Source organism: Kitasatospora sp. NPDC086791 (genome assembly GCF_040685975.1).
Classification (GTDB): domain Bacteria; phylum Actinomycetota; class Actinomycetes; order Streptomycetales; family Streptomycetaceae; genus Kitasatospora.
Genome location: NZ_JBFBOC010000038.1, coordinates 1 through 25549, shown reverse-complemented (window position 1 = coordinate 25549; position 25549 = coordinate 1). Strand labels below are relative to the sequence as shown.

The following is a 25549-nucleotide window of genomic DNA, read 5'->3' as shown; positions in this document are numbered from 1 at the left end:
GCTTCTGCGGGGACGGATCGCCACCACCGACCAGGCCGACCTCTGCAGTGAAGGGAAGATGGCGTGAACCGGCGGCGACTCCTCGGTGCAGCGGCGACGGCGGCGGCCTGCCGCCGGATCGAGGGCAACCACGGCGCTGCCGCAGACCTTGCGGCCAGAGTCTGGACCGAACTGCCGCTCCTGCACCGCAGCGGCCTGGTGCGCTCCCGAGCCACTGATCTCCAGCTCGCCCTCAACGGCCGGGCCGCCGACCACCTGGCCCAAGCCCTGGCCACCTGAGGCGGACCCCGCACCGGGACGGCACCTCCCGCCCGGCAAGGACACAACCGTCACGACTCCTCCCTCCCCGACGGCACCTGACGCACGGCGCCCCCGCCGATGCAAGGGGCTACCAGGGCCGGCCGAGGTCACCTCGACCGGCTCCGTCGCCTGCGCCCAGCGAACCGGTTCGCGCCAGCCAGGGGGAGGGTCACAGAGGGGGGTCACGGTCCACGAAACGGCCTCCGGATGTACACCCCCTGCCCTAAGGGCTGTCCCGTAAAGGCAGATGAGCCGGGACGCAAGTCGCGGTACGGTCCTGGGTGTGGAGTCCTCGAAGCCTGTATGCCCAGCTCACGGCCCCGGAGTAGATCCGCGGTCGCTGGTCGGCCGCCGGCTGGTCCGCCTGGCGGCGTCCTGGCATGTGTACGAGGCCCGGAGGGACGCCACGCCGGTTGAGCTGTGGCTGGTCGATGATCACGGCGTCTCTACCCACGTGATGAGCGGAACGGACTGGTGCCTGGTGGTTGACCAAGCCGAGCCCTACGAGGGCTATGACATGGGCGACTGGGGTCGGATCGACGTCCAGCTCGACGCCGACGAAACTCCCTTCGCTCGTCACCTCGGCGACACCGTGCTCGCCGCCCGGGAGGAGTGGGAGCCGCTCACGGGACGCACCGCGCTTGAGCTGGACTTCGTCTCGGGGACGGTCCGTTGCGAGAGTTGGGCCGGCGACCTCCGCATCACCGCCCTCGACCGGTCCGGAGGTCCAAGCACCTCGGTGTCATGATCTTGTCGTGGCTCAGGTGATCACCGCGTCGGAACGCTCCTGGATAAGCCCGTTCAGCGGGTTGAGGCCGAAGGACTTCGGCAAGCTGATCACGATGTTGCGCCGAGAGGGGGCCGATCGGCCCCGGCCAGGGCGCCCATGGTCGTTGCCGTTGGAGGACCGTGTCCTGCTGGTCGCTGCCTACTGGCGCACGAACCTGACACTGCGGCAGCTCGCGCTGCTGTTCGGGGTGTCGAAGTCGGCGGCCGGCCGGATCATCGACCACATCGGGCCCCTGCTCGCGCTCAATCCGCGGCGCCGGTTCCGCAAGGGCACCGTGCTGATCGTCGACGGCACCCTGGTCCCCACCCGCGACCACACGATCGCCGAGCAGTCGAAGAACTACCGCTACTCCACCAACCACCAGGTCGTCATCGACGCCCACACCCAGCTGATCGTCGCGGTCGGCAAGCCCCTGCCGGGCAACCGCAACGACTGCAAGGCCTGGGAGGAATCCGGCGCGAAGGTAGCCGTTGGCCGGACGACGACCATCGCCGACGGCGGATATCCGGGCACCGGCCTGGTCATCCCGCACCGCCGGCCACGCGGCGGCGAGCTCACCGAGTGGCAGGCCGACCACAACCGCGAACACAAGCAGGTCCGCGCCCGTGTCGAGCACGTCTTCGCCCGGATGAAGACCTGGAAGATCCTTCGCGACTGCCGCCTCAAAGGCAACGGCGTCCACCACGCCATGCTCGGCGTCGCCCGCCTGCACAACCTTCTCCAGGCCGCGTGAGGCGGGCGGTCACCGAGCATCGGCCCGCGCCCGAGACGCCCGAAGATCAATAACGGGACAGCCCTTAGGAGCTGTCCGGCCGATCATGAGCGGAGCCAGATGACGAGTGCTGCTGCGGTGACGGTGCCGAGGTAGACGTAGCCGCGCTTGTCGTATCGGGTGGCGACGGCTCGGGCGTGCTTGAGCTTGTTGATGGCCCGTTCGACGGTGTTGCGTTTCTTGTACCGTTCCTCGTCGAAGCCGGGTGGCCGTCCGCCGTGTGAGCCCTTGCGCAGACGTGCGGCCCGACTGTCCGTCTTTTCCGGGATCGTGTGGCGGATGCCGCGTCTGCGCAGGTAGGCGCGGCACGGCCCGTTGCTGTACGCCTTGTCGCAGGCCACACTGTCGGGCGTCTTGCGGGGCCTGCCCGGACCGGTCCGCGGGACGCGGATTTTCTCCAGCACCGCTTCGAACTGCGTGCAGTCCGCCCGCTGCCCGGCGGTGACGACCAGGGACAGCGGGCGGCAGCGGCCGTCCGCGCTCAGGTGGACCTTGGTGGTGAACCCGCCGCGCGAGCGGCCCAGGCCCTCACCTCCAGCACCACCTCCGCCAGGCGGGCGGCGAGGCTCTGCCACGGCGTCTCGTCCTGGTGTTCTGCCGGCCCAACCCCCTTTGACGCGAGGGTCGGCGGTGGGTCGGTGCGGGCGCCGGCCGCGTGCTGGTGCGCTCGCACGGCGGTGGAGTCGACCGAGATGTCCCAGTCGATGTCGCCGGCCGCGTCCGCCTCGGCCTGAACCTGCTGGAGCAGGCGCTCCCAAGTGCCGTCCGCGGACCATAGCCGGTGGCGTTCGTAGACCGTCTTCCACGGCCCGAACCGCTCGGGCAGGTCCCGCCAGTGCACACCGGTCCGCACCCGGTGCAGGATCCCATCGATCACCTGCCGATGATCCCGCCACCGCCCACAACGCCTGTTACTGACCGGGAGGAACGGCCGCAGCCGTTCCCACTCGGCATCCGTCAGATCACCCCGCCCCATGCCCGATTCAACGACCGGGTCGGGTGATGGTCACATGATCGACCAAGCGAAACCTGGCGCCTGCCCCAGCGATCTTGTGGCCGATAGCCTGGTGGGGCATCTGGTGCGATCGAGGGGCGGGGATGAAGAGAACGCGGGTTACGTATGACGCCAAGGCAGGCATGGCCTACATCTACTTGGTCGACACCATCGCTCCTGGTGAAGCAGTACGACAAGCGATCGCTGGCGATGACATGGCTGCGGTGCTCGACTTCGACACGAACGGCCGACTGTTGGGCGTTGAGCTCTCTATAGACCGGTTGCACCCCGACCTCCTGGCAATCGCCGAGCAAATCGGGTGAGCCTTACCCCTGGCTCCGCTCATGATCGGCCGGACAGCTCCTAGGCTCTGACGTTCCGTCAATGTGGCAGCACCAAGGGTGATCATCCGAAAGTGGGTACTCACGTGGGGATCGCGGAACCCCGGGACAGGAAGCCGAACACAGCTCTCGCCCGAATAGTCGAGGAGTCCGGCTCGTCCAAGAAGTCGCTGGCCCATCGCCTGAACAAGCTGTGTGAACAGGCCGGCCAGCCCCGCAGTTACACCTACAGGAGCTGGACGAACTGGACCGAGAAGGGGATGGTTCCCAAGCCTCCGATCCCTGAGCTCATCGCTACGCTCCTCAGCGACCGCATCGGACGGAGAGTGAGCCTGGCCGACATCGGCATGGCCGCCCGCACAGCGGTACCCGCCGACACGGGACTCGCCTTCCCGAGGGATCCAGCCGTCGCCCTGCGCGCCGCCGCCGAGTACTGGAGCACCGTGAACCGCCGAACCCTCATCAACGGCGCAGCGTCATTCGCCATCGGCAGCTTCACCGACCCCACGATCCGCTGGCTCTCCAGCCCCGACGACGAGGTCCGCACCGCCCGCGGCGGTCGCCGGGTCGGCCAGGCGGACATCGACGAACTCCGCGAGACCGCCGAGGAAGCCCGCAAATGGGACGCCCGCTACGGCGGCGGGAACTGGAAGCTGAGCTCCGTCAACGCCTGCCTTGACCAGCGCGCAGCCCCGCTGCTCAACAGCACGTTCAGCGAGCCGGTCGGCCGCCAGCTCTTCGCGGTCACCGCCGAGCTCTCGCGCCTGGCCGGCTGGAGCGCCTTCGACATCGGCCAGCACGGCATCGCGCAGCGCCACTTCATTCAGGCCCTGCGCATGGCCAAGGCTGGCGGAGACGTCGAGACCGGGTGCTACGTCCTGACCACCATGGCACTCCAGGCACTGATCCGCGGATTTGCCGACGAAGCCATCGACATGGCCGAGGGCGCCTACAACCGCGCCAAGGACGTCGCGGCACCCCGCGTCCTGAGCTTCGCCAAGCTGGCCCAGGCCCGCGCCCACGGCAAGGCCGGCGACAGCGCCAGCGCCGCCTGGGCACTACGCGAAGCCGAGGATCTCCTGGACTCCATCCGCGACGACGGCCGCGACCCGGCATGGCTGGAGTACTACAGCCACACCCGGCTCTCCTCAGACGCCACCGAGATCGAGCGCGACCTGAAAAACCCGAAGGCCGCGCTCGCCTGGAGCTCGCAGGCGGACGCGATGCCATCCGACCAGTACACCCGAGCCACCGGAATCCGCCAGGCCGTCACCGCCAGCGCCCACCTGCAGATGGGCAACCTCGACCAAGGGCTCGCCGTCGGCCAGCAAGCACTCGGCATCCTCGGAGGCGTCGAATCCACCAGGGCACAGGACTACCTCAGGCGGGTCGTGAAGGACCTCCAACCGTGGGCGAACGACCCCGCCGTACGCGAGTTCACCCACCAGAGCCGCCGTGTGCTGCGCCCGATTGCCTGACATCACAGGTACTACTCCAACCACCATTCGCGCCCACGCGCAGGAATCACCGAAAGGCGAAGACGATGAGCGAGCGATGGACCGAGGAAGGCCGCACCACCATCTTTGAGGTGGCAGGCAGGTCCCTCGACAAGGTGACCTACCGTCTGCCGGACGGCACCGTTCGGGACAAGCTGATCCGTCGGGAGCCCTCGGCCGCCGCGGTGCTCGCCCTGACGCCTGACAACCGGGTCATCATCGCCAGGCAGTACCGGCCCGGCCCGGACGCGACGCTGTACGAGATGCCTGGCGGGTTCGTCGAGGAAGGTGAGGACCCTGCCGAGACGGCCCAGCGTGAACTCCTGGAGGAAACCGGCTACAAGGGCGACATCGAGCCTGCGGGCTCCTGCTGGGACGACGCCGGATCGACCGCCAAGCGCCACGGCTTCGTCGCCCGCAACTGCGTCCGCGTCGCCGAACAGGAGCTCGAAGAGATGGAGTTCGTCACCGTTGAGCTGATTGGACTCGATGAGTTCAAGAAGGTCATGCGGGCCGGCCTGATGACCGACGTCGAGCTCGCCTACCGCGGACTCGACCACCTCGGCCTGCTGTAGACGACCAGACATGTCCCAGCGTCGGGGGAACTGGGGATGGGAGTGTCCGTGATGGCTGGCGGGAAGTGAGTGTGATCGGTGGTGAGGACGTCGGGGCCGTTGCCCGCAAGTTGATGGACACGCTTGTCGGGCCCTATCACAAAACGATCTTGGACACCCTTGTTCTCGTCTCCGCAGGCATCCCTTGGAGCGCACCCCCAGGAGGAACCAGTGTCATACCCGCAACTGCTCACCCCCGAGGAGAAGCTCGCCGATGCGAAGAAGCTGTTGAATCTCCCGCGTATCGTCGTGATCTGCGGCTCCACCCGTTTCATGACCGAGATGAACGAGGCCGATCTGCGGGAGACCAAAGCTGGGCATATTGTCGTCAAACCGGGCTGTGACATGAAGTCGCCACACGAACTTTGGTCTGATCCTGGCGAGGCCGAGGCGCTGAAAGTTCGACTCGACGATCTGCACCGGGCGAAGATCCGGCTCGCTGATGAGGTGCTTGTAGTCGGCGACTACATCGGAGACAGCACCCGAGCCGAAATCGCCTACGCCCGGTCGCTGGGCAAGCCCGTGCGGGTCACGCACCCCGAAGTCGACCCTGACTCCTGACCGCTCGCTGTCACCTCGACAATCAGGGTCGGCAGCCCGTGTCCTGACCGTCTCGCGGTGGCTTCGGCCGCCGCCCGCCCCACACCCGCCGTCGGCTTGCCGCAGTCCACGCCGCGCGAGTCGCCCAGATCGGCACCCTCATGCTCGATGACGTCGACATCGGCAACCGGCGGCTGACCATCGCCGGCCGCGTTCGCCCCCTGGACGACCTGACCCTGAAGTTGCTGCTGGACTGGCTGGAGCACCGGCGCACCCGCTGACCGAACACGGCGAACCTCCAACGTGCGTATTGCCCGGGCCGCCGGCCTCGTGGACCCCTCCGGGCTCCTCATCAGTGGCGAGGCCGAGTACCGGCACCCGTACCGCGTCCGCTTCCCAGGCTCCGCAATGCCGACAGGCTGACAGCCTTGTCCAGACTGTCGATTCACGGCTCCGACCACGCGCGGCGCGCCGGTTTGATGACGAGGTGCAGAGGTGGGCAGGCTGTCGCCGTGCGTATCCTGCCTCAGGCATTCCGGGGCGCCGCGGTCGGCGCGAGCGCGGTGGTCCTCGCGGTCTCGTCGCTCGGCGGGTGCTCGCATCCGACTGCGCCCGGCACGGCGGCGAAGCCTGCCCCGTCCGCGACCTCCGTCGCTGCGGGCACCGTGGTATGGCCTGGGCCTCAGCCCTCGTCGGCGGACGAGGCCAGGGCGCAGCTCGCTGCCCTGACGGTTGCCCAGCCGCGGCCGATGACGGGGTACAGCCGTGACCGGTTCCCGCACTGGAACATGCAAGGCCAGGGTTGTGATACCCGCGAGGTCATCCTGAAGCGCGATGGGCAGTCCGTATCGACCGATGCGAAGTGCCGTGCCACGTCGGGGAGTTGGACATCGGTCTACGACGGTCTTGTGATCAACGACGCGACCAAGATCGACATTGACCACGTAGTGCCCTTGGCAGCGGCCTGGCGGGCTGGGGCCGATTCCTGGACCGACGATCAACGAAGCGCGCTCGCGAATGACCTTACACGGCCTCAGCTTGCTCCCGTGTCGTCCGCGTCGAACCGGTCGAAGGGCGACCAGATGGCCGACGCATGGAAGCCCCCGGTCAAGGACGCCTGGTGCCCGTACGCGAAGGCCCAGGTGAATGTCCTGGCGTTCTACAAGCTCACCGTCACCGAGGCGCAGAGGACGGCTTTCGGGCAGATGATCGACACCTGCCCGGCCGGCTCGTGAGCGGCGGCGGGCCCGGCCCGGCCAGCGACGGCGCACCCCTGGTGACAACCGGCATTACCGCCGGGCCAGGCGGCGTGATGACCGTGGAGGTCGGCGTCATCACGGGCGACCTGACCCTGCGGACGGCCTGGGACGGGCGCTTCGCGATCCTGAGCGTCCAGTACGACGGCGCTGCCGAGTGGTACGCCGTGGAAGGGAGCCCCGTACCGGCCCTGGACCGGGGATCCGCGCAGGCGGTGCACGAGGCGATGACGGCCGCCATCCGCCGCGGTGCCGAAGCGACGGCGCAGGGTCTGGTCCCGCCCGCCCCGCCTACGCGGTGAAGTAGCGGCGGAAGGCGACGGCGACGGCCATCGTCAGACAGAAGAAGCCGGCCGGGATCAGGCCCTGTGCGACGGTCCGGGTGGTGCCGTGCAGCAGGTGGTCGACGGCGATCAGGGAGCCCACGGTCGAGCTTGCCCCGGCGAGCACCAGCAGCGGCGCACGCAGCCCGGGGGCGATCAGTGAGTGGTGGCGCCTGCGCCGGAGGTGATCACCGGATACCCAAGACATCGCTCCTCCTCCTGCTTGCTGACCAGCTCACGATAGCGGGACGGGGAAGAGCCCGGAGCCGATTCACCCATTGCCGGCAGGTTCGGTCGACCGCTGCTTCCAGGCCGACGCGAGGTTCTGCCGGTGAGGTTTGTCCGGCACCGGGAGGCGCTATTCCGCCAGCTCTGCCAGCCACGGGTGACCGGGGTGCACGCGCTCCAGCCACCCGCTGAGGACGTTACGCCGCGCTCGGCTCAGCAGCGGCAGCGCACCGTCGAAGTCCGCCTGATCCTTGGGCCGCGCCGCCTTCGCTTTGAACAGCAGCACCAGTTCCGGCATCAGGTAGGGGATCCCGTCTGCTGTCCGCTCGATGATCGAGTCGTACGACAGCCGCAGACTCTCGTTCCGCCGACAGATCCAGGTCCCGCCCTCGTGCGGTTCGCGGAAGACATCGAGCAGGAACTGACCGCTCGCCGGATCCCGCAGCCAGGTCTGGTGGGTGGCTGCCAGGGCCTCAGCCCTCGCCGCCGGCCAGACCCGCCCCGAACCCACCGCGTCGAACGCGTACCCGGGGAAACGGTTCCGGACCTCCGGGAACCCCGCCGCGGGCACCGCGACCTCCAGATCGCCGTGCGGGCGCGACTGTTCTCCTCGGAACAGGTCCAGCGCCCAACCTGCCGCAATACACCAGGGCGCACGGACCCCGCCCAACCGCTCCACGACCTGTTCCGGCCGCCATGCATCCGCCCACCGGGCATCCAGTTCGTCCGCATCGAGCACGATGCCGCCGGGCGGCAGGAATTCGGTCATCGTGACAACCTACGTCGCGTCCCGTCCTCGCGGTCGGTCTTCAGTGGCAGAAACTCGCGTCCGTCAACCTGCGGGGCCATCAGCCTAGGTCCGGCGGCACGGCCCAATCTCCGCATGAACGACCAACTCCCGCATCACGCCGAGCTGTAGGTCCCGCGGTGTGCCCGCTTGTATGTGGCCCACGGCCGGGCACCCCACGTGGATTTCCAAGATTCTTTGCGGCTGACCCCTGGAGGGCCCGATGGCACCGGGCCGGGGCGGTCACGCGTGCCCTGGGTGTTGCAAACCCGGTTCCAGCGCGGACTTGGGGCTGACATCCTGGCCATCATGACGAATAGTGACAGTCGCATTGCGGCGCGTGGCGATGATTGGTTCGAGTGGACGGGCATCGCCCTGCTCGGGATCCTCGTCTCGGGCCTGTACCTGTACTACGCGGCGACGACGTCGTGGTACGCGGCCCAGCGCTACGACGCGGACAACGTTTTCTGGTGGCTGCTGCCGGTGGTGGTGGTCGGCGGGAACGTGGCCGCAGCCGCCCGGATCGGCTCGAACGGCTTCGCAACCTGGGGCGTGCGCCTCCTGTTCGCCGCGCTCACGGCCGGAGGGTTCTTCGCCTACCTGCACGGCCATCTCGGCGACCTGGCGAACCCGGTGCTGCAGTGGGTGGGCCCGCCCTGCGGAGCGGTCTCGGGAGTGTTCGGTCTTCAGATCGCGCGGATGGCGGCCAACCGGCGGCCCTGGCGCTCGGAGACCAACTCGGCGTAGCCGCGCGGGCGCGAACCCCGAACGAGCGCGGCCGTGACCGAGCGATCGGTCGACCACGGTCGACGTGCCGGTGCGGGAAGAGAGGGGGAATTGGGCCCGATGGCCCGGGCCCCAATGGTGCCCGGGCCGCGCGGTTCACTTGACGGCGACGGCGGCCTTGAGCTTGGAACCGGCCGTGGCCTTGACGCCGTAGCCGGCCGCGATCTCGATCGGCTCCCCGGTCTGCGGGTTGCGCGCCTGACGGGCGGCGCGGTGGACACGCTCCAGGGTCAGGAAGCCGGGGATCACGAGCTTCTCGTCGCCTTTCATGACGATCTCGCCGGCGACCTCGGCGAACGCCGAGACGACCGCTTCGGCGTCCTTCTTCGAGACGTTGGCGCGGTCGGCCAGAGCTGCGACCAGTTCGGTTCGGTTCATCATGCCCACTTTCGATCAAGGAACTTGGGTTCTGCCGTATGGTGCCAGACGCCCTGGACATACCGGTGCAGGACGGCGGCGCACCACTACGACGAGCGGCGGCTTCCGCTCGTCCGGGGCGCGGGCTACGGCTTGACCTCCTGGCACGCCCAGCTCTCGAGCCCGGTGAACGAGACGCAGGCCTTCCCCTTCTCCAGGCGGATGTCGCGCCACTCGGCCACCAGGTCCCTGCCGGCGTCGTGGGCCCGGACATCGCCGTGGACGGAACGGCCGTTCCCTTCGTGCAGCACGCCCCAGCGGTCGAGCTGGCCACTGCCGTTGACCCAGCGGGCGACGACCCGCTCGGCCCAGGTGCCCTCCCCGTGGATCTCGATGCACACGTCCGGGCGCGTGGTGTTGGTGCCGTAGAAGTTGTGGGTGCAGGCATCGGAGGAGCGCTGCGCCGCGGCGGCGGGCGGGGCCATCGACACGGCGAGGAAAACGAGAGCGGCTGTGGTGGCGGAGGCCTTCACAATCACGTGCGGATCGTCCCTTCGAATCGGCATGAGCGGATCGCCTCTGCCGAACGACGCCGGCCGGGAATGGTTCCTGTGCGGATCGCCATTCGGACCAGGGCCGACAGCGGCTAGGTCGCCCGCGGGCAGCTGCGACCGCCTGGCTGCTACCCCCGGATGCCAGGCCCTCCGCGCAGGGGTTACCAAGAACAGGTAACCCCTGCTATGGTGCAGTCAAGGGGTTACCGGCAAGCGGTAACCCGCGTTGACCTGCCTCAGTACGGAGGACCGATGACGCCCGACGACCCGCTGACCCACGAGATCATCGAGCAGTTCGAGGCCCTGGCCCTCAGGATCGAGACGGTCCTCGGACCCTCCGACCTGAAGTTCACGATGGAGCTTCGCTTCCGCCTCGAACAGGCAGCGAAGACGCTCTCGCTCCAGCTGCGCGGCGGCGACGACCACGAGGTCGCCGGAGCTGTGACCGATCTTGTGAACGTCTTCTTCCCCGACGAGACTCCGATTCCCGACACCTGGTGGGGGACCGAGCTCGGACGGATCGCGGCGCTCAGCGTCGGGCACCCCGGCGCCGACGCGGTCTCGCACAGCGTCGCCGCCGCCATGCTGGGAGTCAGTCGGCCCCGGGTCACGACACTGGTCGGTGAGGGCAAGCTCGCGGAGCACCCCGGCGGTGGGGTAGCGGTGGACTCGATCCAGCAACGGCTGACGCAGCACCCGCGGGCATGACGGGTCCGAAGCAACGCCCGCTGGCGGCAGGACAGGCAACCAGTAGCAGACCGCGGCTGCGGCCCCGCCTTCGCGTGGAACGGGCAGCAGCCGACCGGGGCTTGACCGCCATCAGCCCACTGGCCTCGCGAGGCCAAGTCCGCTTAAGGACGTGACGGCCTGACAGCCGTGTTCGCCACTTGCCGGACCCTTCGGCCACTATGATGGCGGGACCGGCCCGTGTGAGGGCCGGAACGGCCGGTGTGAGGGCCGGAGTCCCGCCGTACGGCCCGCGAACGGGCGGCACAGCGGCCAAGGTGGTAGGAGTGGCCCAAGTCCTGGGCGTGCTCCCGCACCGCACACGTCGTCAGCTCACCTGGTCCACCCGCCCTGCTCGCTGAGGTCTTCGCGCGCCGGGGTCCGGAATCGCGGGACCGCACCCCTAGCCGCGTGCGCGCCGAAGGATTCGCGATGCCGCAGAACCGGCGTTCCCAGAAGAAGAAGGCCCGCAAGCGCGCGGCCGCCACCGGGCAGTCCTACACCGCAGCCGCCAACGGCACCGGCCACAAGCACCTCGGCCCGGAGATCGGCATGCTCGACGGCCGCCCGTGGGGCGTCGACCGGCAGGTCAACATGCGGCCGATCGAAGCCCTGATCGGCGCCGCGATGGCCGGCTGCCAGCCGTGCCAGCGCTCCGCCACTCCGGCCATTCTGGCGGGCGACCGCCTGGCCGTCGCCGCGGTCGCCGGCATGCCGCTCGCCGCGCTGTCCAAGATGCCCGCCGCTGCCCTGGCCTCGTTGTCCGCGCCGTCCCAGCGCCTGTGGGAGGCCAACCAGCAGATGATCGGCAATGGGGACACCGACGGCTCCCGCGTGCGCACCCTGATCGAGGCGATGTCCGAGGCGGATCTCGGCGAGGTCCTCGACGACGCGCTCACCCTCTGGGCCGGCATGGCCGAACTCCACCAGCCCCGCCCCGACGCCGATGGGTACGACCTTGACGGCCAGGACGATCTGGGTGCCTTGAGCTGGGCGGCCGACGGGCCGGAGGAGGAGCTGACGCGGGTACCGGACAACCCGTTCGCAGCGGGCGGCTTCATGGTCATGTCGGCGCAGGACCTGGCCGCCGGGTTCCCGCTGCCTCTGCTGCTGCAGGCCGCGATCGACGGCACGGTCGAGGACCGGATCACCGAGCACGCCGAGGACGTTTTCGACACGCTCGACGAGCGTGGCCCGGCCGCCTGGCGCAAAGCGGCACTGCTCCTGCTGCAGTTCCTGCTCTGCGGCGGGCACTACGGCGTCGGGCACGAGGCCGCCGCCCGTTACCTGGCCCAGCAGCCCGCCCCCGACGAGCGCATCCCCTCCACTACGGCCTTCCACCTGGCCATGGCAGCGTTCATGGCCACTGGCGCCCGGGCCGCCGACCGCGCCCTGGCCGCGCTGCCCTCCGAGGTCCTGGCTGGCACCACCCGCCTCCTGTTCATCACCGCCGTCGGCTCCTCCGGCTACCCGAAGGCCCTCCAGCACGGCCTCTTCAAGGAGCTGTGTGCCGATGTCCACTGACACCGCTGCCCGGCAGACCAGCACCGACCAGACCGACACCGCTCACCTGCGAGCCGGCAAGCGCATCACCCTGGAAGAGATCACCGGCCACCTCTCCGCGGCCGGCGTGCTTCTGCGCCAGCTCGCGTATGCCGCCGAAACGGTGGCCGAGCCCGTCGAGCTCGAAGGCCTGATCGAGGAGTGGCGTCGCCGCGCCAAGCAGCTCGCCGCGGAGGCCGCGCTGTTCCAGCGCTTGACCGCCATCGCGGCCGGCGACATCGCCATGGCGACGACGTTCCCCACCGACGGGGCTCCCTGGGGAGCTGCCGCAGCCCACGGTGACCGGAGCACGTACGGTGGTCCTGCCGTCGTTCCGACCCACCTGCAGCTGGAGCTGCTGGCCGACCGCGCCAAGCCGGCCAGCAACCCGTTCGCCGCCGCCTTCCGCGAAGAGGTGGAGACGACGACGTTCCCCGCGGCGATGGCCGGCGTGCATTTCGTCGAGTCCCGGGCGGCGTCCTCACGGCGTGCGGCCGAGCGCGCCGCGGCGATCCGCGCCGAGACGCTGGCGATCATCTGCGGAAGCCCGAAGTGCGCTGCCGGTGAAGGTGCCCCCTGCCGAACCAGCACCGGCCGCGTCTCCGAGCAGCCCCACAAGGTCCGCCTGGACGAGGCCACCGCCAGGGTGGACGACCGACTGGACACGCTGGGCCCGACCATCGTGGTGAACCGCCATGTCTGACCACGACACCCCGCCCCGCGGCATCGCCCGGCTGAGCGTCGCCGGTACCAGCCGAACCGTCGAGACCCTCACCACGCTGCTGAGCGAGTACTTCACCACCACGCGTCCGATCCACGACGACGGGCGGACCTGGCTGGACGTCGACACCCGCACCCCGGCCGCCACGGGAGTCCAGCGGTCGGACACGATGACGCTCACCCAGATCTCCCAGCGGATCGCGGTGCGGCGCGACATCGTCGCCCGGATGCGCACCCGGATGGCCGGCTTCCCCCGGCAGGTCGGCGGCAGCGACGAGAACCCGCTCTTCGACGGAGCCGCCGTCGACGTGTGGCTCTACCAGGACGGGTGGTCCAACAGCTACGAGCCGCGTGAACCGGCGATCGTCACCCTGCCCAACGGGTCGAGCGTGACTCTCTACAACGCCGCGCTGGTGCGCAGGACCCCGGGAAAGTGGGAACCCGGCGCGCCTGGATGGATGGAGTTGGGCGGCGACACCGAGCCGCCCGCCTACATCCCCCTCCAGGACGCCGTCCTTAGCCGGGTCCGGGTCGCCGGCCTGCCGGACGTCGCCGTGCGCTGCGCCAGCGCCGACATCTTCGACAACGGTCACGGCGGCCGCTACATCACCCTCTCGTGGTCCATCGAGGACGAGGATCCGTTGCCAGCGGCCGAAGCTCTCCAAGGGACGAGCTGAGCATGCGGGTGGGGTCTGCGGGCCCCACCCGCACTCTCGGGCACCGGACTGGGTAAGGTTCGCTCCCCGCCCGGTCCGGGGGCCTGGCGGACGGCTGGCGGGAGGCTCCACCCCGAGCGCTGGGAAGCCAGGTGGTTACAGCTCCTCGTCCAGGTCCACGCCCACGGCAGCGGCCTCGCGGCGGGCGAGGGTGGCGCTGGAGATTCTGAGGGCGTCGTGGATGCGCTCGATCAGCTGATCGGCGGGGTGGCCGTCGCCGTGGTCCTCCGGCTGCGCCCGGAAGCGGAGGGCGTCGCCGATTGCGTAGAGCATGCGGACGGCGGTCAAGGCGAAGCCCTCCAGCCTCACCGTGGGCTCGCCATCCAACGGCCAGGGAACGGCAACGGCACCCGGTGCGGACAGGTCGACGGTCATGGCGTCGAGGTGTGGGTCGATCCGGTCCAGAAGGTGGAACACCGCGGTGGTGTGGTCCTCCGGCTCAGGCCACAGCTCAGGCCTGCGGCCGGCCGCGTCGCGGACCTCGGCCTGAATCTCCATGTCCATGGAGGCAGTCACACAGTCCGTGGCCCGGTGCAGGTGAGCAGCGAGGGCCGCGCGCTGGACGGCTTCGTCCTCACGCTCCAGCTCGGCCGGAACGGCCACGCCCATGGCGGCGCAGGCGGCGCGGAGCTGGGCAAGGCTGATGTGCAGGGTGGTGGTCACGCAGGCAGGATGCCGCAACCCGGCCGCGCGGCGGACCGGTTGGTCGCGGCGGGTTGGTCGCGGCGGGTTGATCGCGCGGCGTACGTAACGGTGCCGGACGCCGGTCCGGATCGGGGCGGCCAGCTCTGCCGTGATTCACCCTCAGGGAAGCGGCCAGTCGTTGACGGCGCCGGTTCGTCACGAACCGGTTCACGAGCACCCTCGTTGGAACTTCGGACGCGGCGGAGCGACGTCGCCGAGGCGGGACGATGGGCGTCGCCAGCGGTGCCCTGGACCACGGCTGACCGGTCCTACTCCGGTGGCCTCATGCGGACGAAGCGCACCGTGGCGTGGCGCCCGGTGCCCACGAGGACCTCGGCCACGGGATACGGCTCGGTGAGCCAGCACGCCCCGGACTCGGGCGGCCGCAGGAGCCCGGTGATGGCCTCGGCGACCTGACCGGCCTGCGCCGCGGTGAGCCGCGGCGACGTGAGCTCGCGCCGCCCATCGGGAAGCTGGACCAGCACCGCGTCCGGTCTCCGGGCCGAGCCGGCCACCCCGAGCAGCAGACCGTCCGTCGTCGTCCGATGGCGCACTTTCACCCACGAAACGCGCGCCGGCGTCGCAGGCGCATACCGGCCGGCGAGCGCCTTGCCCACCACCCCCTCGACACCGGCTTGGACGAGCCCCTCGAACCAGGCCAGCGCCTGCTCCCTGTCCTGGGTGGCCATCACCGGCTGAACCTGAGCCCCTGCATCGGCCAGCAGTCCCACAAGGATTCCTCGCCGTACAGCGAGTGGAAGATCGCGAAGATCTTCACCCGGGCGCGAGAGCACATCCCACGCGACGTAGCTCAGGGCGACGCCCTCCGCCCGGCGCCTGGCCGGGGAGCGCAGGAGCTGCCGGAAGTCGATCCGACCTCCGGACCAGGCGCAGATCTCACCATCCAGGGTCACGCCCGGCTTCACGACCGCCCGCAGGGCGGGAAGCAGTTCGGGGTAGCGGTCGGACAGCTGGTTGCCCTGGCGTGACCAGAGCTGGACGTCGCCGTCTCCACGCCAGGCGGCTGAGCGGACGCCGTCCAGCTTCACCTCGTACAAGACCCCGCCCGGGAACGCATCCTCCGGCGGCAGCACGGCCGCGGGCCGCGGCCGCATCAGCTCGAACGGCGGCCTGATGACCACAGCGGGCGCCCGCGAGATCTTCCCTGCCATATCCCCAGGGTGCGCCAAATTCCTGACATGAGAGCCAGCGCCATGCCAAACTGGCATAGCGCTAGTTTCAAATGGCATAACGCTGGAGGAAGCATGGCCAGGTACCCGAGCCCGGACGCGGTCATCCCCGCCGGCTGGCTGATCACGCAAGCCCGACTCCGCACTGGAGACCTCAGCCAGTCCGCCCTGGCCGGCGACAGCGGCGTCGGGCAGACAGCCCTGAGCCGCTACGAGACCGGCCGGAGCGCACCATCGTTCGAGGACCTGCAGCGCATCGTCGCCAACACCGACTACCGCCTCGAAGTCACGCTGCGCCGCGAGCCGCGGGACCTCGGCCCGGTGGAGCGCCTGCTCCGCAATGACCCGCTGCGATTCGAGGTATCGGACCTGAACCTGAGGTGCCGCCTGCCGGCCCAGCTCGCTCCAGTGGCGGGCCGGTTCGGACCTTCCGAACCCGACGGTCCTCGCCTATCCGAAGCGCTGCTTCATCTCTACGAGATCCAGGACCTGGCCCGGGACGCCCTGCGCCCGGAGGAGCGGCTCCAGCTGACCTACGAGCGCTACGGAAGCGAGCGGGACCGGGACCTGATCCACCAGATGCTCTCGGTGGGAGTCGCCGCCAGCCAGGCCGCGGCGGTCCTTGCCCGCATCATCCACCACGGCACCGACCGGGCCGCCCGGCGCCGGGGCCGCAAGGACACAGCCGAGGAGCCCCGGGTCGCGCGCATCCTCTGGGCCCACGTCGTGTGCTGTCTCAGGGCCCAGGAAGCGATCTGCCGCGACCGCGTCGCGCGCATGGACCAGGCTCTGGAAGCGGCCCGCCGTCGCCAGCGGGCGGCCGACCGCCTCCAGGAAGCCGAAATGCTCGCATCGAGCGGGGGCCTCAGCATCGAGGAGGCCCGCGCCGACGTGGAGAAGGCCAGCCGACGCTGCGCCGCCCTCGCCCGCAACGGCGGCTCCACCGCCGTCGGCCTGGCTGGAGAGCGCTACCTCGCCGTCGAGCTCGGCGAGCTCGCAGACCGGGCCCGGGCACTGTTCGACCGGCTCGCGGAGCACCCGTCGTTCGTGGCCTGGCGCAGCGAGCACGCGACGGTCGATCCGCTCTACGACGCGTGGCTGGACGGTCAGCTGGCCGCGGCCCTGGCGCCGCCGAGGCTCTACGTGGACCACGCCAGCCTCGTCCACGACCGCCGCCTTCTCGCCGGGGCACAGGCAGCGGCGGCGAAGCCGGGGCAGGGCGGCGCGCAGCTTTCCGAGCGCGACGGGCGGCGTGTGCGCGACCAGCACGGCCGCGAGTGGCAGATCGCCATCACCAGCCCGACCGCGGCCACCGCGCCCAAGCGGAAGCAGACAGCCGACATCGTCGCCACCCTGGATCTGCGGGCCGAGTCGTCAAACTGCCCCGTCTACCTGCTGGCCGAGAACGTCGACGCGGCCGAAGCCGCGGACGTCATCGCAGCTGCGCCCAACCCCGCGTCCCTGGCCGACATCACCGCCAGGATCCTCACCCACTGCTGACCCGGGCGGATCAAGCAGCAGGTCCCCGAGCACTTGGGATTCAACTTCCGCGACGGGTTCAACCTGAACGCCCTGGCGGCCGAGCACGGCTTCGGCCCCTTCCACCACAACTGGTGACCTCCCTACGCCCTGCGGCACGGCGCCGCAGGGCGGATCGGGGGTGGAGATCACCCGCTTCACCCGGACTCAGCGCCAGACCTGCTCCTCGTCGCGGTAGTGCGGCCACGGGGTCTGGATGGTTTGCGGCATCGTGAGCAGGTGGTGGATGCCCGCGGCCCACGTGCTGGGCCGGATCAGCTCGGTCAGGTAGCGGTCGATCTCCAGTCGGCGGACCTGTAGCCGTCGGGTGACCGCCGCGTGGCTGTTGCCCGTCAGTACGGCGCGCAGCGGGCGGTAGTCGCTGATCTCCATCACTACCTGACCCCTCTCCAGGTCGCCGTTGCCGGGAGGCCTCACCCAGCGGGCGTCCATCCCGCTGGCCTGGAGCTGCCGGGCAAGGGCCGGGCCGTTGGTCTCCACGGTGAACATGGTGTAGTCGCCGATCAGGCGGGCGCAGATGACCGGGTCGAGCGGGTAGCTCGCCCATGGAACCCGCAGCGGGTCCCGGGCGGTGAAGTCCATGGTCGTGGCGTGGATGTTGTCCTCGCGACGGCCGATCTTCGCGCGGTTGAGGGCGGCCACGAACTCCTCGTTGATCTTCTGCAGGCCGGCCTTGCTGCGCAGGCCGAGCTTGTCGCAGGCGTACTGGTCGACGACCAGTAGCGCGCGGCTGCCGGGGACCTCGGTGGCGACGATGCCCTCGGTGTGGGCGCGGTTGGCCGCGGTACGCAGGATGTCGAGGTGGGTCTTCAGCGGCAGGTCGAGGTCGTAGAGGACTTCGGCCGCCGGGCCACCGGGCATGGGGCCGCCGTGGAGGACGGCGGCGCGAGCTTCGTTGATGCGCCGTAGCTGGACCGGCTTCGTCTTCTTCGGGTTGGTCTTGATCTCTACGGTGCGCGGGCTCTCGCTGTCGAAGACCGTTGCGTCGCCGATGCGCAGGCAGTTGGTCAGGTCGTGGTGTAGGGCGAAAGCGCCGTCCTGCTTCCAGGCCCGGTCGATGAAGTCGAGCTCGGCTGGCAGCCCGGCCTTGCCGTACATCGGGCCGGGCGGGTCGTTGCGGGCGAGGGCGAGCACGAACGGCCGGTGGAAGTTGAAGACCCGCCACGCCAGGGCGTCGCCCACCGTTCGCAGCTGCCGGCTAAGGCGCTCGCACACGTCCTGCTCGAAGAGCCACGTCTCCAGATCAGCCGGGTCGCGGCCGGACTGCGGCTCGGGGGCACCGGGCTGCGGCGCCTTTCCCCGGCGGACTCGTTCGGCGGCGCGCTTGAAGCCGTCGCGGTCCTTCTCCACGGCCAGCAGCTGGTCTCGCAGGTCGTTCTGGAAGGCGACGCCTCCTTCGGTGGTGTCGCAGGCGCGCAGCTGGTGGATGAGGTGGGCGAGGACGGGCTGGAGGGTGAGGTGCCGGGGGTGGGCAAGCATGTCGTCCGCCTCGTAGTGGGCGGCGTCGAACAGGGACATCGCCCTAGTCTGGCCGCCCAGAACCGGGTCCTGCAGTGATTTCCGTACAAGCTGGCTCGGGCGGGCTCGGCCCGACCGCTACACGAGCTGCCAGGCTGGCCCATCACCGGATAGCACCGGTCCGGAGGCGGTCACCACGTTCGCCCGGCGGTCGGCGGCCGGTAGTTCTCCCAGAGTCCGGCCTGCCCGGCCCCGCGCCGGTGGGGTACGCCGCTCAGGCCGATGATCCGGTGCTGCGCCACGGCAAGGGCGCGGTGTCCGTCGACCGGGCGGAAGCGCAGGATGCCGCGGCGGGTATCCCAGTCCTCGGGGTGGCCGAACAGGGTGTGCTGCGCGGCGGCGTCGGCGGGGCCGGACTCCACGTGCAGGCGCATCGGTGTCCAGTCGTGGCAGCGAGGGAGCAGGTCGGTCAGTTGCTGGCGGGCTGGACCGTTGTCGGTGTCGTCGGGTACCCACGTCCACGCACCGTCGGTGAACGCGGAAATCCAGTCCCACCGGGATTCTTCCCGGCGTTTGTCCGACCAGTGCAGCTGCTCCTGGTTGCCGCGGACGGCGCGCTCGGCCGCCCGAGCGGCCCGGACGGCGGCGGTGGGCTCGGCGGCGAGCCCGTCAGCAGCCGCGTCCAGCACTAGGTAGGGGTAGGCGATGCGCAGTAGGGCGCGGGCCGCCGGGCCCGGCTCGGCACCCGGGGTGTACGCGGTGGCTTCGTCGGCGCAGGCCGCGCTCGCCGTGATTCGGCCGCGTTGGTGGCGGGCGTGCTCCAGGGCGTGCTCGGCTGCGTACCGAGGCACGGAGAGCACCACGGCGTAGCGGGGCTCGTGCTGGTAGGGGTCGCGCGGGTCGGCGGCCAGGTGATCGGGGACGGCCGGACCGACCTGCGCGAACTGGGCTAGGTAGGCGAGTTCCTCGTCACCGCGCCGCGTGAGCGGCCAGTCCCGCACAAGCAGCAGGACCCGCTCCTCCGACCCGATCGTCCCCGGCGCCAACGCGCTCTCGAGCAGAGCGCACCAGGCGGTGACCGTGTGCCGCCACCAGGCCTGCAACACCGCGTCGGCCCAGGCGGCCGGAGTCGGGAAGTCGCCGGCCGGGACGAGGGGCGGGTCGGGCAGCACAGTGACGTCCCGTACCCGGGCCCGCGCCCACGTCTTCGCTGCCGCGGTGATAGTGAAGTCCAGGGCCTCTCGCGGGGAGCGGCCTTGCCGGCGGGCCGCGCTCCACGCGGTGCGCACCAGCGGCCACAAGGAGACGTGGTCGTAGTCGTAGCGTCGCTCCCGGCCGAGGGCGGAGTCCAGGGCATTGGAGACGGCGAAGACGGAGCGGTCCTGCTCCGCAGCGTCGCAGGCCCGACTGACAGCGGCGGTGGTGTCGGCGGCGGGCGCGGCGGCCTGGTAGGCGGCGAGGGCCAGGTTGGATCGCTCCACGCAGGCGGTCCAGGCCCGCAGCGCCGTCCACGCCTGGTCGCCGACCTCGGCGTCGTCGAGCCACGGCTTGAGCAACGCGCGGACGGTGTCGTCGTCGTGGTGGGCGGCGGCGGCCAGAGCACGGGCGTACCCGGGCCACGTCCGGGGCCCGGTCGACTCGGCCAGAGCGCGGGCCCGTTCGTCGGCCGAGACGATCGCCGTCGCCGCCTTCCACAAGCCGCGCACCGCGTCGGGGAGTGCGCCGATGGGGGAACACTTCGCGCAGACGTCGGCCTGAGTGTCCAGGAACGGCATGTCGATGGCCGCCACCAGGTCGCGGGCGTGCTGGCAAGCCTTCCAACGCACCTTGGGAGGCACGACGACGTGCCACTTCCCGCTGCCGCGCCGGGCGAGCGGCACCGTCGCCGACAAGATCGCGGGCAGGGCAACGCCAGCCTGCTCCAGAGCTTGCCGATCCGGCGTTCCGCTGCGGTAACTCCCGCTCACCAACCGTTCCTTCCTCGGATCACGACCACCAGGCTAGTGAACCCGCCGCACGGCGCGTACCAGCGCCATGAACCGCACGCCGGGCCCCGACCCGCGCGACGGGCGAGCCCACCGCCGCGAATGCCCTTTTCTCCACGAACGATCTCTGGCAACATGACCTGCGGCTGGTCCAACCGGCCTTGCCGGGATGTCGCCCCCGGAAACCGCGACATCGGGAAGGCAGAACGCCACGCCCCCGCACCACCTGCACATGGCACCACCCCTTGATCTTCTCCGCGCGTCCTCCTAGATGCGCTGGCCGGGCAGCGCGCGAAGGAAGAGACTGTGCACGCCCACTCCTGGCCCAAGAACCCCACCTTCGGCGACCAGATCAAGCTTCGCCGCAGGGCGACGAACGAGACCCATCAGACGGCCCGCCAGGAACTGCGCGACAACCCTGAGCTGATCCCGAACCCCGCCCCCGGCCAGGTGCCCGTCGAGGCGGCCGTCTTCGCCGCCCTGATCCGCGAGTACGGCTTCCACTGGCCCTCCTCCACCGGCGGCCCGTACGGCATCAAGCGGTTGACGCCCCGCCGCGACGAACTGGTCCTCCACGTCGAACGCACCCAGCTCGCCCGCTGGGCGGCCGCACTCGCCACCACCAAGGGCTCCACCGGCGTGCCCGGGCTGGAGTGGACAGGCGACGGCAAGGACACGGTCCTCACCCAGAGCGGCGGCAGGATCGTCCTGGCCCGCAGCAGCGAGCGGGACTGGCACAAGGCACTCGACCAGGCCGCCGCCGTCCCCCGTCCGACCCCCCGGCAGCGTGACCGCGAGCTGTCCCCCGGCACCGACCACCAGGTCCACTGGCCGGCAGAGCGCCTGCAACCGCTGAACGATCAACTCTCCGCCACGCTGCGCCGCATCCACCTACTCACCAAGCTGAGCACCTACGTGCGCACCGTGGACCTGTCCCTCCACGAGCACGCCGGTCACCTCTACCTGGCGGATCGCTCCTTGCCGAGCGTCGCACCCATCTGGATCTCCACCGGCGTCCCGTTCCCGCTGTGGCCGACAGCTTCAACCGGGCGGGTGCGCCCCGTCAGCCCGCACGCCCGCGTCCTGAGCCTGGTCACCCAGTTCAGCGAGGCGGCACCGCCCGAGGATCCGGCGCACGCCCTGTGCATCCTGGCCAGCTTCCCCGACTCTTCGTTGGCGCGCCGTGCTGCCGAACACGCCCTGCAGCACGCGAAGATGGTGCTCGAGAACCCGACATACGCCTCCCTCTACGACGGCGGCGGCTGGATCGGACAGTGCATCACCGTCGCCAGCGACACGCCTCTGGACGCCGGCCACAAGCCCATCTGGATGCTTCCGGAGACGGAGAGCCTGCTCGATCGGTTCAGCGAAACTGAGGAGCTGGGCAAGCTCTCACCCGACTTCACCGAGGCCGAGGACCGGCGCGACCCGGAAACCGCCGGGAGCAGGGGCAACAGTGCCCTGCAGGAGATGCTGAACTGGGCCTTGGCTGCCGCCACCCGGCCCGCCGGACCCGAGCGGTACTGGCGGCGTGGAGGCGGAATCTGGACGGCACAGCTCAACGGCGGACAGGAAACGATCCGCGCGGAAGTCGACAGGAACGCCGACTACCAGATCCACCTCCTCTGGGCGGGCCTCCCCGATGACAACGCGATCGTCAAGGAGAAAACCCACCATGTCGCCGCGAGCGTGCTGGCAGCCGAGTACATGGGGATCACTGCCACGATCGCCGACCCATTCAAGACGGAGGCTGGCAACCGCCTCGCCAACCCCCAGGACATTCAGCCCGACGCAGACCCACTCGAAGCCGAGCTGATCCTGGCCGCCCCCTACACCCGCATCCTGGACATCACGGGGCTCGCTGGCGTCCTCACGTTCATCGACCACCGGGTCGGCGAGACTCCGGGCGCCGCCGCCGGACACCTCACGCCCGGCACCAGGGAGTACGACTCCGACCAGCACTACATGAACTCCCTCACCTCCTGGTTCATGGAATACGGCGGGATCCCCGCCACGCGCCGCGGCGAGGCCGCCAACACCGCGTCCGTGGACAGCCCGGAGTTCCGGCGCCACCTGGCACGCCACCGCGCTGCCCTGGACCCCTTCACCGCCTGCTACCTCGCGGCCGCCGACCGCGACCCCCAGCTGGCAGACTTCGCCGACCGTCACGCCGCCGGCGTCCGGGCCCTGCGCGCGGCAGGCTTCGACGAGCTGCTCGCCCGGGACCCCCGCCAGCTTCCGGACGCCATCGCGAAGTTCGCAGCCGCCATCCCCGAGGACGTCGACCGACTGCGCCAGTGGGCCAACGAGGTACCGCGCTCCTCTTGAGCAGTCGCCGTTTGCGGTGTGCAGGTCGCATCGGTAGCACTGGCCGGCTGGGGTGTGCACTGCGCTCAGTGCACACCCCAGCCGGCCAGCACCCACCAGTCCCTTCGGGGCTGGCGGAAAGCAGGGCCTATGAGGGGCGCCGGGTGGTGACGAGTCGGCCGTCCTGGAGGCGGTGGTCGAGTTCGAGGCCGCTGTCGATCATGGTGAGGACGGCGTGGTGCCGGGCTGCGGGGATGACGGCGGTCTGGTTGCCGTCGCGGCTGACCTTGATCGTCGTCGGCTTCTTGCCCGGGTGGACCAGTGCGACCGGCCGTACGCGTCGGCACATGCGGCCGACGGAACCGCTGCTGTTGCTCCTGGAAACAGTGATCTGCACGGCCACGTGCACCGGCCTCGGTTCTCGGCTGCTGGCGGTTCGCGCTGGGGCGCGATCAGGTGGGGGCGTGGCGGGCCGCGCTGGTGCAGCCAGTCGACGGTTCGGGCAGCGACCGATGCGTATCACTGTTACTACGAGAAACAGTGATACGCATCGAGGGGAGCCTCACCTAGCAACCGCCCGACGACGGACTCCTTCGCTCAAAGCCGGCCAGCGATCCTGGCCTCAAGGACATGTCCGCGGTGGGCCCATTGGTCGCGAGCTGGGCCCAGGGAGAGAGGCCCAAACGCGCCCTCCCTAGGCGAACAGCAAGCGTTTCCCCACGTCAGACCTAGTGTTTCCCAGAAGAACAGTGAGGGGAACAAGCCCTCGGTGCATATCACTGTGTTTCTCAGTAACAGTGATATGCACCTCTTGGCGACGGGTGGGGGGCACCCCGGCTCGGGGTGCGTTGCGCATCACTGTTACTCCGAGAGACAGTGATGCGTAGGTCCCAAAACAGCAGCAGCGGTACGCGGGCTCGCGTACCGCTGCTTCACGGTGCTGGTGGGTTAGGAGGCTGCTCGCGACCGGAAGGGGATGACGGTGGCCGTCTCCGTCTCGCCGGCCTCCGGGCCCAGCCTGTAGTAGGTGATGTTCTGCTCTCGCGAGGCGAAGGCGACCCAGCCGGCCTCAAGCACGTCCTTGATCTTGCGGGCGTACAGGCTTCGGTTCATTCCGATTTCACCGGCGATCGCCTGACCAGATTGCAGGACTGTGCCGTCCGACGTCTTCTTGGTGGAGAGGAAGTGCAGGACGATCTTCATTTCCGGGGCAGGAAGGATCATCACCTTGCGCAGAATTTCCGGCGCTACCGACGGAGCATCGAAGAGTTCACGAGAATGGCTCATGCCGACTTCTTCCCCTTCTTCGTGTCGAAGTCCTCGAGACCCGGCAGCACCGGGAACCGCAGGTGCTTGACCGCCTCCCGCTGCCCCTTGCCGCCAAGGCGCGATGCGAGGTGGTCCGTAACTCTGTAGTAGACCACGCGCCCGTGCTCCTCCGCCTTGAGAAGGAGTTCCGACTTCTTCAGTCGGGTCATCGAGCTCGACACCGTCCGGACGCTGATGCCCAGGTCGTCTGCGATGGCCTTCTGCACCATCCTCAGAACTCCGTCGTCGTCCGAGCCATGGATGTGAAGCAGCAGGACGTCCCGGTCGCTGGGCTTGAGCCCGTTGTCCTTCCGCAGGATCAAGACCATCAGGTAGTCGGCGACGGCGGTGTAGCGCCGACCCTTGAAGTTGTACGGGATCAACCCGTCGAACGTCTCCGTGACCTCGACCGTTTCCCCAGTCTTTGGGTCGACGAGCGTACGAGTCCGGGGTGCCAATGGCCGCATACGCCGTCCACACCTTTCCTCTGAGTAACAGTGCTGCGCAGATCCTCGCAGACCACTGTTACTCCCAGCAACAACCGTCGTCAGCGTGTCGAACTGTTACTATAAGTAACAGTGCTACAGCTGACCATGCGTATTAATGGTGCTGTGAGTGCGTATCCACAGCGCCCTGACCTGCGGTTTTCCAGTTTGGCTCTTCAGGGTTGTAACCGCGGGGGACAACTCAGGCCTCGCATCGGGCTCCGCCCGATCTCCGCTCCCACGCGCCGGCCTGAACCTCGCTCAGCGACCTCGGAGGGGTGGCCGCCTGCCGCGGGCTCACCACTTGCCGCTCCCGCCACCCCGGTTGCTGATGGTCATTCAACCAACCGAGGGGTGGTTCCCCAGGTCACCGCGCCGATCGCGAACTTCCGGCTGCCGCCGGAACCGGGCCCTGGGGGCCCTGTTCGCGCTCATGAGTACCCGGTGGTGGCTCTTGGTCGGCGGCATGGTCCTAAGCCGCTCCAGGACCGCGCAGGCCCACTCCTCGATTGTGCTGTGGGTGGTTGTCGTCCTGGTGCTGGTGGTCCTGGTGGTCCGGCTTGGTCGGGGCTGGTGGTTGGTGGGTCTCGGCTTGGGGTTGTTGGTCGGGGTTGTCGCGGTGGTCCTGGTCGTGGTTGTCGGTGGTGGCCGGGTTTGGGGGTCGGGGTTGTCGTCCATGGTGGGTGGTGGTGGCCGACCTCGGGTCGGCCGGCTTGGGGGTGGTGGTTGGTCCGGTGGGTGGTGGGTGGTG

27 protein-coding genes and 2 pseudogenes are annotated in these 25549 nt (G+C 69.6%); 16 read left to right on the top strand and 13 right to left on the bottom strand.

What is annotated here, in order from left to right; translation table 11 throughout:
• Positions 1-63: 63 nt before the first annotated feature.
• From AB0Q99_RS30560 to AB0Q99_RS30550, 3 genes are all read left to right on the top strand, one after another.
• A complete protein-coding gene (locus AB0Q99_RS30560; RefSeq protein ID WP_363576855.1) occupies positions 64-279 on the top strand; it encodes a hypothetical protein in 216 nt (71 codons plus the stop codon).
• 304 nt (positions 280-583) lie between these two features.
• Positions 584-1048 (top strand): hypothetical protein, encoded by a 465-nt coding sequence (locus tag AB0Q99_RS30555; protein ID WP_363576853.1) that lies wholly within the window; start codon positions 584-586, stop codon positions 1046-1048.
• A 7-nt stretch (positions 1049-1055) separates the two neighbouring features.
• Positions 1056-1823: a transposase gene (locus AB0Q99_RS30550; protein WP_363576851.1), complete on the top strand. Its 768-nt coding sequence runs from the start codon at positions 1056-1058 to the stop codon at positions 1821-1823.
• Positions 1824-1906: 83 nt separating this feature from the next.
• Here AB0Q99_RS30550 and AB0Q99_RS30545 read toward each other — a convergent pair.
• Positions 1907-2838, bottom strand: a pseudogene (locus tag AB0Q99_RS30545) (IS5 family transposase).
• A gap of 122 nt (positions 2839-2960) precedes the next feature.
• Between AB0Q99_RS30545 and AB0Q99_RS30540 the strand changes: the two are divergent.
• From AB0Q99_RS30540 to AB0Q99_RS30515, 6 genes are all read left to right on the top strand, one after another.
• Complete coding sequence (locus AB0Q99_RS30540) at positions 2961-3179, top strand: DUF2283 domain-containing protein (RefSeq protein ID WP_363576849.1); 219 nt, start codon at positions 2961-2963, stop codon at positions 3177-3179.
• A 104-nt stretch (positions 3180-3283) separates the two neighbouring features.
• Entirely contained in the window at positions 3284-4675 is a 1392-nt protein-coding gene (locus AB0Q99_RS30535) for a sporulation protein (RefSeq protein WP_363576848.1), read from the top strand.
• Positions 4676-4740: 65 nt separating this feature from the next.
• Entirely contained in the window at positions 4741-5268 is a 528-nt protein-coding gene (locus AB0Q99_RS30530; protein WP_363576846.1) for an NUDIX hydrolase, read from the top strand.
• Positions 5269-5478: 210 nt separating this feature from the next.
• The gene (locus AB0Q99_RS30525; RefSeq protein ID WP_363576844.1) at positions 5479-5868 is read left to right on the top strand and encodes a hypothetical protein; all 390 of its coding nucleotides are present in this window, start codon (positions 5479-5481) and stop codon (positions 5866-5868) included.
• A gap of 491 nt (positions 5869-6359) precedes the next feature.
• Positions 6360-7082, top strand: coding sequence for a DUF1524 domain-containing protein (locus tag AB0Q99_RS30520; protein ID WP_363576842.1), 723 nt, complete (start codon positions 6360-6362; stop codon positions 7080-7082).
• Positions 7083-7159: 77 nt separating this feature from the next.
• Positions 7160-7405 carry a hypothetical protein gene (locus tag AB0Q99_RS30515; protein WP_363576840.1) on the top strand — a complete coding sequence of 82 codons (246 nt, stop codon included), beginning with the start codon at positions 7160-7162 and terminating at the stop codon, positions 7403-7405.
• Here AB0Q99_RS30515 and AB0Q99_RS30510 read toward each other — a convergent pair.
• Complete coding sequence (locus AB0Q99_RS30510; RefSeq protein WP_363576838.1) at positions 7395-7634, bottom strand: hypothetical protein; 240 nt, start codon at positions 7632-7634, stop codon at positions 7395-7397. The two genes, AB0Q99_RS30515 and AB0Q99_RS30510, sit on opposite strands and share 11 nt — an antisense overlap.
• A 150-nt stretch (positions 7635-7784) precedes the next feature.
• Entirely contained in the window at positions 7785-8423 is a 639-nt protein-coding gene (locus AB0Q99_RS30505) for a hypothetical protein (protein WP_363576836.1), read from the bottom strand.
• Positions 8424-8750: 327 nt separating this feature from the next.
• On the opposite strand from AB0Q99_RS30505, the gene AB0Q99_RS30500 reads away from it, so the two are divergent.
• Complete coding sequence (locus AB0Q99_RS30500) at positions 8751-9188, top strand: hypothetical protein (RefSeq protein ID WP_363576834.1); 438 nt, start codon at positions 8751-8753, stop codon at positions 9186-9188.
• 135 nt (positions 9189-9323) lie between these two features.
• Here AB0Q99_RS30500 and AB0Q99_RS30495 read toward each other — a convergent pair whose 3' ends face one another.
• Positions 9324-9605 (bottom strand): HU family DNA-binding protein, encoded by a 282-nt coding sequence (locus tag AB0Q99_RS30495; protein WP_363576832.1) that lies wholly within the window; start codon positions 9603-9605, stop codon positions 9324-9326.
• A 125-nt stretch (positions 9606-9730) separates the two neighbouring features.
• The gene (locus AB0Q99_RS30490) at positions 9731-10123 is read right to left on the bottom strand and encodes a hypothetical protein (protein ID WP_363576830.1); all 393 of its coding nucleotides are present in this window, start codon (positions 10121-10123) and stop codon (positions 9731-9733) included.
• A 267-nt stretch (positions 10124-10390) separates the two neighbouring features.
• On the opposite strand from AB0Q99_RS30490, the gene AB0Q99_RS30485 reads away from it, so the two are divergent.
• From AB0Q99_RS30485 to AB0Q99_RS30470, 4 genes are all read left to right on the top strand, one after another.
• The gene (locus tag AB0Q99_RS30485) at positions 10391-10846 is read left to right on the top strand and encodes a hypothetical protein (RefSeq protein ID WP_363576828.1); all 456 of its coding nucleotides are present in this window, start codon (positions 10391-10393) and stop codon (positions 10844-10846) included.
• A gap of 450 nt (positions 10847-11296) precedes the next feature.
• Positions 11297-12388 (top strand): hypothetical protein, encoded by a 1092-nt coding sequence (locus AB0Q99_RS30480; RefSeq protein ID WP_363576827.1) that lies wholly within the window; start codon positions 11297-11299, stop codon positions 12386-12388.
• The gene (locus tag AB0Q99_RS30475) at positions 12378-13109 is read left to right on the top strand and encodes a hypothetical protein (RefSeq protein WP_363576825.1); all 732 of its coding nucleotides are present in this window, start codon (positions 12378-12380) and stop codon (positions 13107-13109) included. Before AB0Q99_RS30480 ends, AB0Q99_RS30475 begins: the two co-directional genes overlap by 11 nt.
• Positions 13102-13803: a hypothetical protein gene (locus tag AB0Q99_RS30470; RefSeq protein ID WP_363576823.1), complete on the top strand. Its 702-nt coding sequence runs from the start codon at positions 13102-13104 to the stop codon at positions 13801-13803. Before AB0Q99_RS30475 ends, AB0Q99_RS30470 begins: the two co-directional genes overlap by 8 nt.
• Before the next feature lie 135 nt (positions 13804-13938).
• Here AB0Q99_RS30470 and AB0Q99_RS30465 read toward each other — a convergent pair whose 3' ends face one another.
• Both AB0Q99_RS30465 and AB0Q99_RS30460 read right to left on the bottom strand, forming a co-directional pair.
• On the bottom strand, positions 13939-14505 hold the full coding sequence (locus AB0Q99_RS30465) for a hypothetical protein (protein WP_363576821.1): 567 nt from the start codon (positions 14503-14505) through the stop codon (positions 13939-13941).
• A gap of 290 nt (positions 14506-14795) precedes the next feature.
• Positions 14796-15698: a DNA ligase gene (locus AB0Q99_RS30460; protein ID WP_363576819.1), complete on the bottom strand. Its 903-nt coding sequence runs from the start codon at positions 15696-15698 to the stop codon at positions 14796-14798.
• Positions 15699-15791: 93 nt separating this feature from the next.
• Between AB0Q99_RS30460 and AB0Q99_RS30455 the strand changes: the two genes are divergently transcribed.
• Positions 15792-17216 carry a helix-turn-helix transcriptional regulator gene (locus AB0Q99_RS30455; RefSeq protein ID WP_363576817.1) on the top strand — a complete coding sequence of 475 codons (1425 nt, stop codon included), beginning with the start codon at positions 15792-15794 and terminating at the stop codon, positions 17214-17216.
• A gap of 186 nt (positions 17217-17402) precedes the next feature.
• Here AB0Q99_RS30455 and AB0Q99_RS30450 read toward each other — a convergent pair whose 3' ends face one another.
• Both AB0Q99_RS30450 and AB0Q99_RS30445 read right to left on the bottom strand, forming a co-directional pair.
• Positions 17403-18773: a hypothetical protein gene (locus tag AB0Q99_RS30450; protein WP_363576815.1), complete on the bottom strand. Its 1371-nt coding sequence runs from the start codon at positions 18771-18773 to the stop codon at positions 17403-17405.
• Positions 18774-18904: 131 nt separating this feature from the next.
• Positions 18905-20605 (bottom strand): hypothetical protein, encoded by a 1701-nt coding sequence (locus AB0Q99_RS30445; RefSeq protein WP_363576814.1) that lies wholly within the window; start codon positions 20603-20605, stop codon positions 18905-18907.
• Positions 20606-21004: 399 nt separating this feature from the next.
• On the opposite strand from AB0Q99_RS30445, the gene AB0Q99_RS30440 reads away from it, so the two are divergent.
• A complete protein-coding gene (locus AB0Q99_RS30440) occupies positions 21005-23026 on the top strand; it encodes a hypothetical protein (RefSeq protein WP_363576812.1) in 2022 nt (673 codons plus the stop codon).
• A 127-nt stretch (positions 23027-23153) separates the two neighbouring features.
• Here the strand turns inward: AB0Q99_RS30440 and AB0Q99_RS30435 are convergent, their stop codons facing one another.
• The 4 genes and pseudogenes from AB0Q99_RS30435 to AB0Q99_RS30420 form a co-directional block, all read right to left on the bottom strand.
• A complete protein-coding gene (locus AB0Q99_RS30435) occupies positions 23154-23354 on the bottom strand; it encodes a hypothetical protein (protein WP_363576810.1) in 201 nt (66 codons plus the stop codon).
• Between the two features lie 599 nt (positions 23355-23953).
• Entirely contained in the window at positions 23954-24292 is a 339-nt protein-coding gene (locus AB0Q99_RS30430) for a hypothetical protein (protein ID WP_363576808.1), read from the bottom strand.
• On the bottom strand, positions 24289-24696 hold the full coding sequence (locus AB0Q99_RS30425) for a hypothetical protein (protein ID WP_363576806.1): 408 nt from the start codon (positions 24694-24696) through the stop codon (positions 24289-24291). The genes AB0Q99_RS30430 and AB0Q99_RS30425 overlap by 4 nt, the downstream gene beginning before the upstream one ends.
• Before the next feature lie 574 nt (positions 24697-25270).
• Positions 25271-25549, bottom strand: a pseudogene (locus AB0Q99_RS30420) (hypothetical protein); the annotation flags it as partial.

Excerpts from the sequence above, each read along its gene's own strand:
- AB0Q99_RS30540 (WP_363576849.1), top strand. The coding sequence starts at position 2,961 with ATGAAGAGAACGCGGGTTACGTATGACGCCAAGGCAGGCATGGCCTAC.
- AB0Q99_RS30530 (WP_363576846.1), top strand. The coding sequence starts at position 4,741 with ATGAGCGAGCGATGGACCGAGGAAGGCCGCACCACCATCTTTGAGGTG.
- AB0Q99_RS30515 (WP_363576840.1), top strand. The coding sequence starts at position 7,160 with ATGACCGTGGAGGTCGGCGTCATCACGGGCGACCTGACCCTGCGGACG.
- AB0Q99_RS30510 (WP_363576838.1), bottom strand. The coding sequence starts at position 7,634 with ATGTCTTGGGTATCCGGTGATCACCTCCGGCGCAGGCGCCACCACTCA.
- AB0Q99_RS30505 (WP_363576836.1), bottom strand. The coding sequence starts at position 8,423 with ATGACCGAATTCCTGCCGCCCGGCGGCATCGTGCTCGATGCGGACGAA.
- AB0Q99_RS30500 (WP_363576834.1), top strand. The coding sequence starts at position 8,751 with ATGACGAATAGTGACAGTCGCATTGCGGCGCGTGGCGATGATTGGTTC.
- AB0Q99_RS30495 (WP_363576832.1), bottom strand. The coding sequence starts at position 9,605 with ATGAACCGAACCGAACTGGTCGCAGCTCTGGCCGACCGCGCCAACGTC.
- AB0Q99_RS30485 (WP_363576828.1), top strand. The coding sequence starts at position 10,391 with ATGACGCCCGACGACCCGCTGACCCACGAGATCATCGAGCAGTTCGAG.
- AB0Q99_RS30480 (WP_363576827.1), top strand. The coding sequence starts at position 11,297 with ATGCCGCAGAACCGGCGTTCCCAGAAGAAGAAGGCCCGCAAGCGCGCG.
- AB0Q99_RS30475 (WP_363576825.1), top strand. The coding sequence starts at position 12,378 with ATGTCCACTGACACCGCTGCCCGGCAGACCAGCACCGACCAGACCGAC.
- AB0Q99_RS30470 (WP_363576823.1), top strand. The coding sequence starts at position 13,102 with ATGTCTGACCACGACACCCCGCCCCGCGGCATCGCCCGGCTGAGCGTC.
- AB0Q99_RS30460 (WP_363576819.1), bottom strand. The coding sequence starts at position 15,698 with ATGGCAGGGAAGATCTCGCGGGCGCCCGCTGTGGTCATCAGGCCGCCG.
- AB0Q99_RS30455 (WP_363576817.1), top strand. The coding sequence starts at position 15,792 with ATGGCCAGGTACCCGAGCCCGGACGCGGTCATCCCCGCCGGCTGGCTG.
- AB0Q99_RS30450 (WP_363576815.1), bottom strand. The coding sequence starts at position 18,773 with ATGTCCCTGTTCGACGCCGCCCACTACGAGGCGGACGACATGCTTGCC.
- AB0Q99_RS30435 (WP_363576810.1), bottom strand. The coding sequence starts at position 23,354 with ATGTGCCGACGCGTACGGCCGGTCGCACTGGTCCACCCGGGCAAGAAG.
- AB0Q99_RS30430 (WP_363576808.1), bottom strand. The coding sequence starts at position 24,292 with ATGAGCCATTCTCGTGAACTCTTCGATGCTCCGTCGGTAGCGCCGGAA.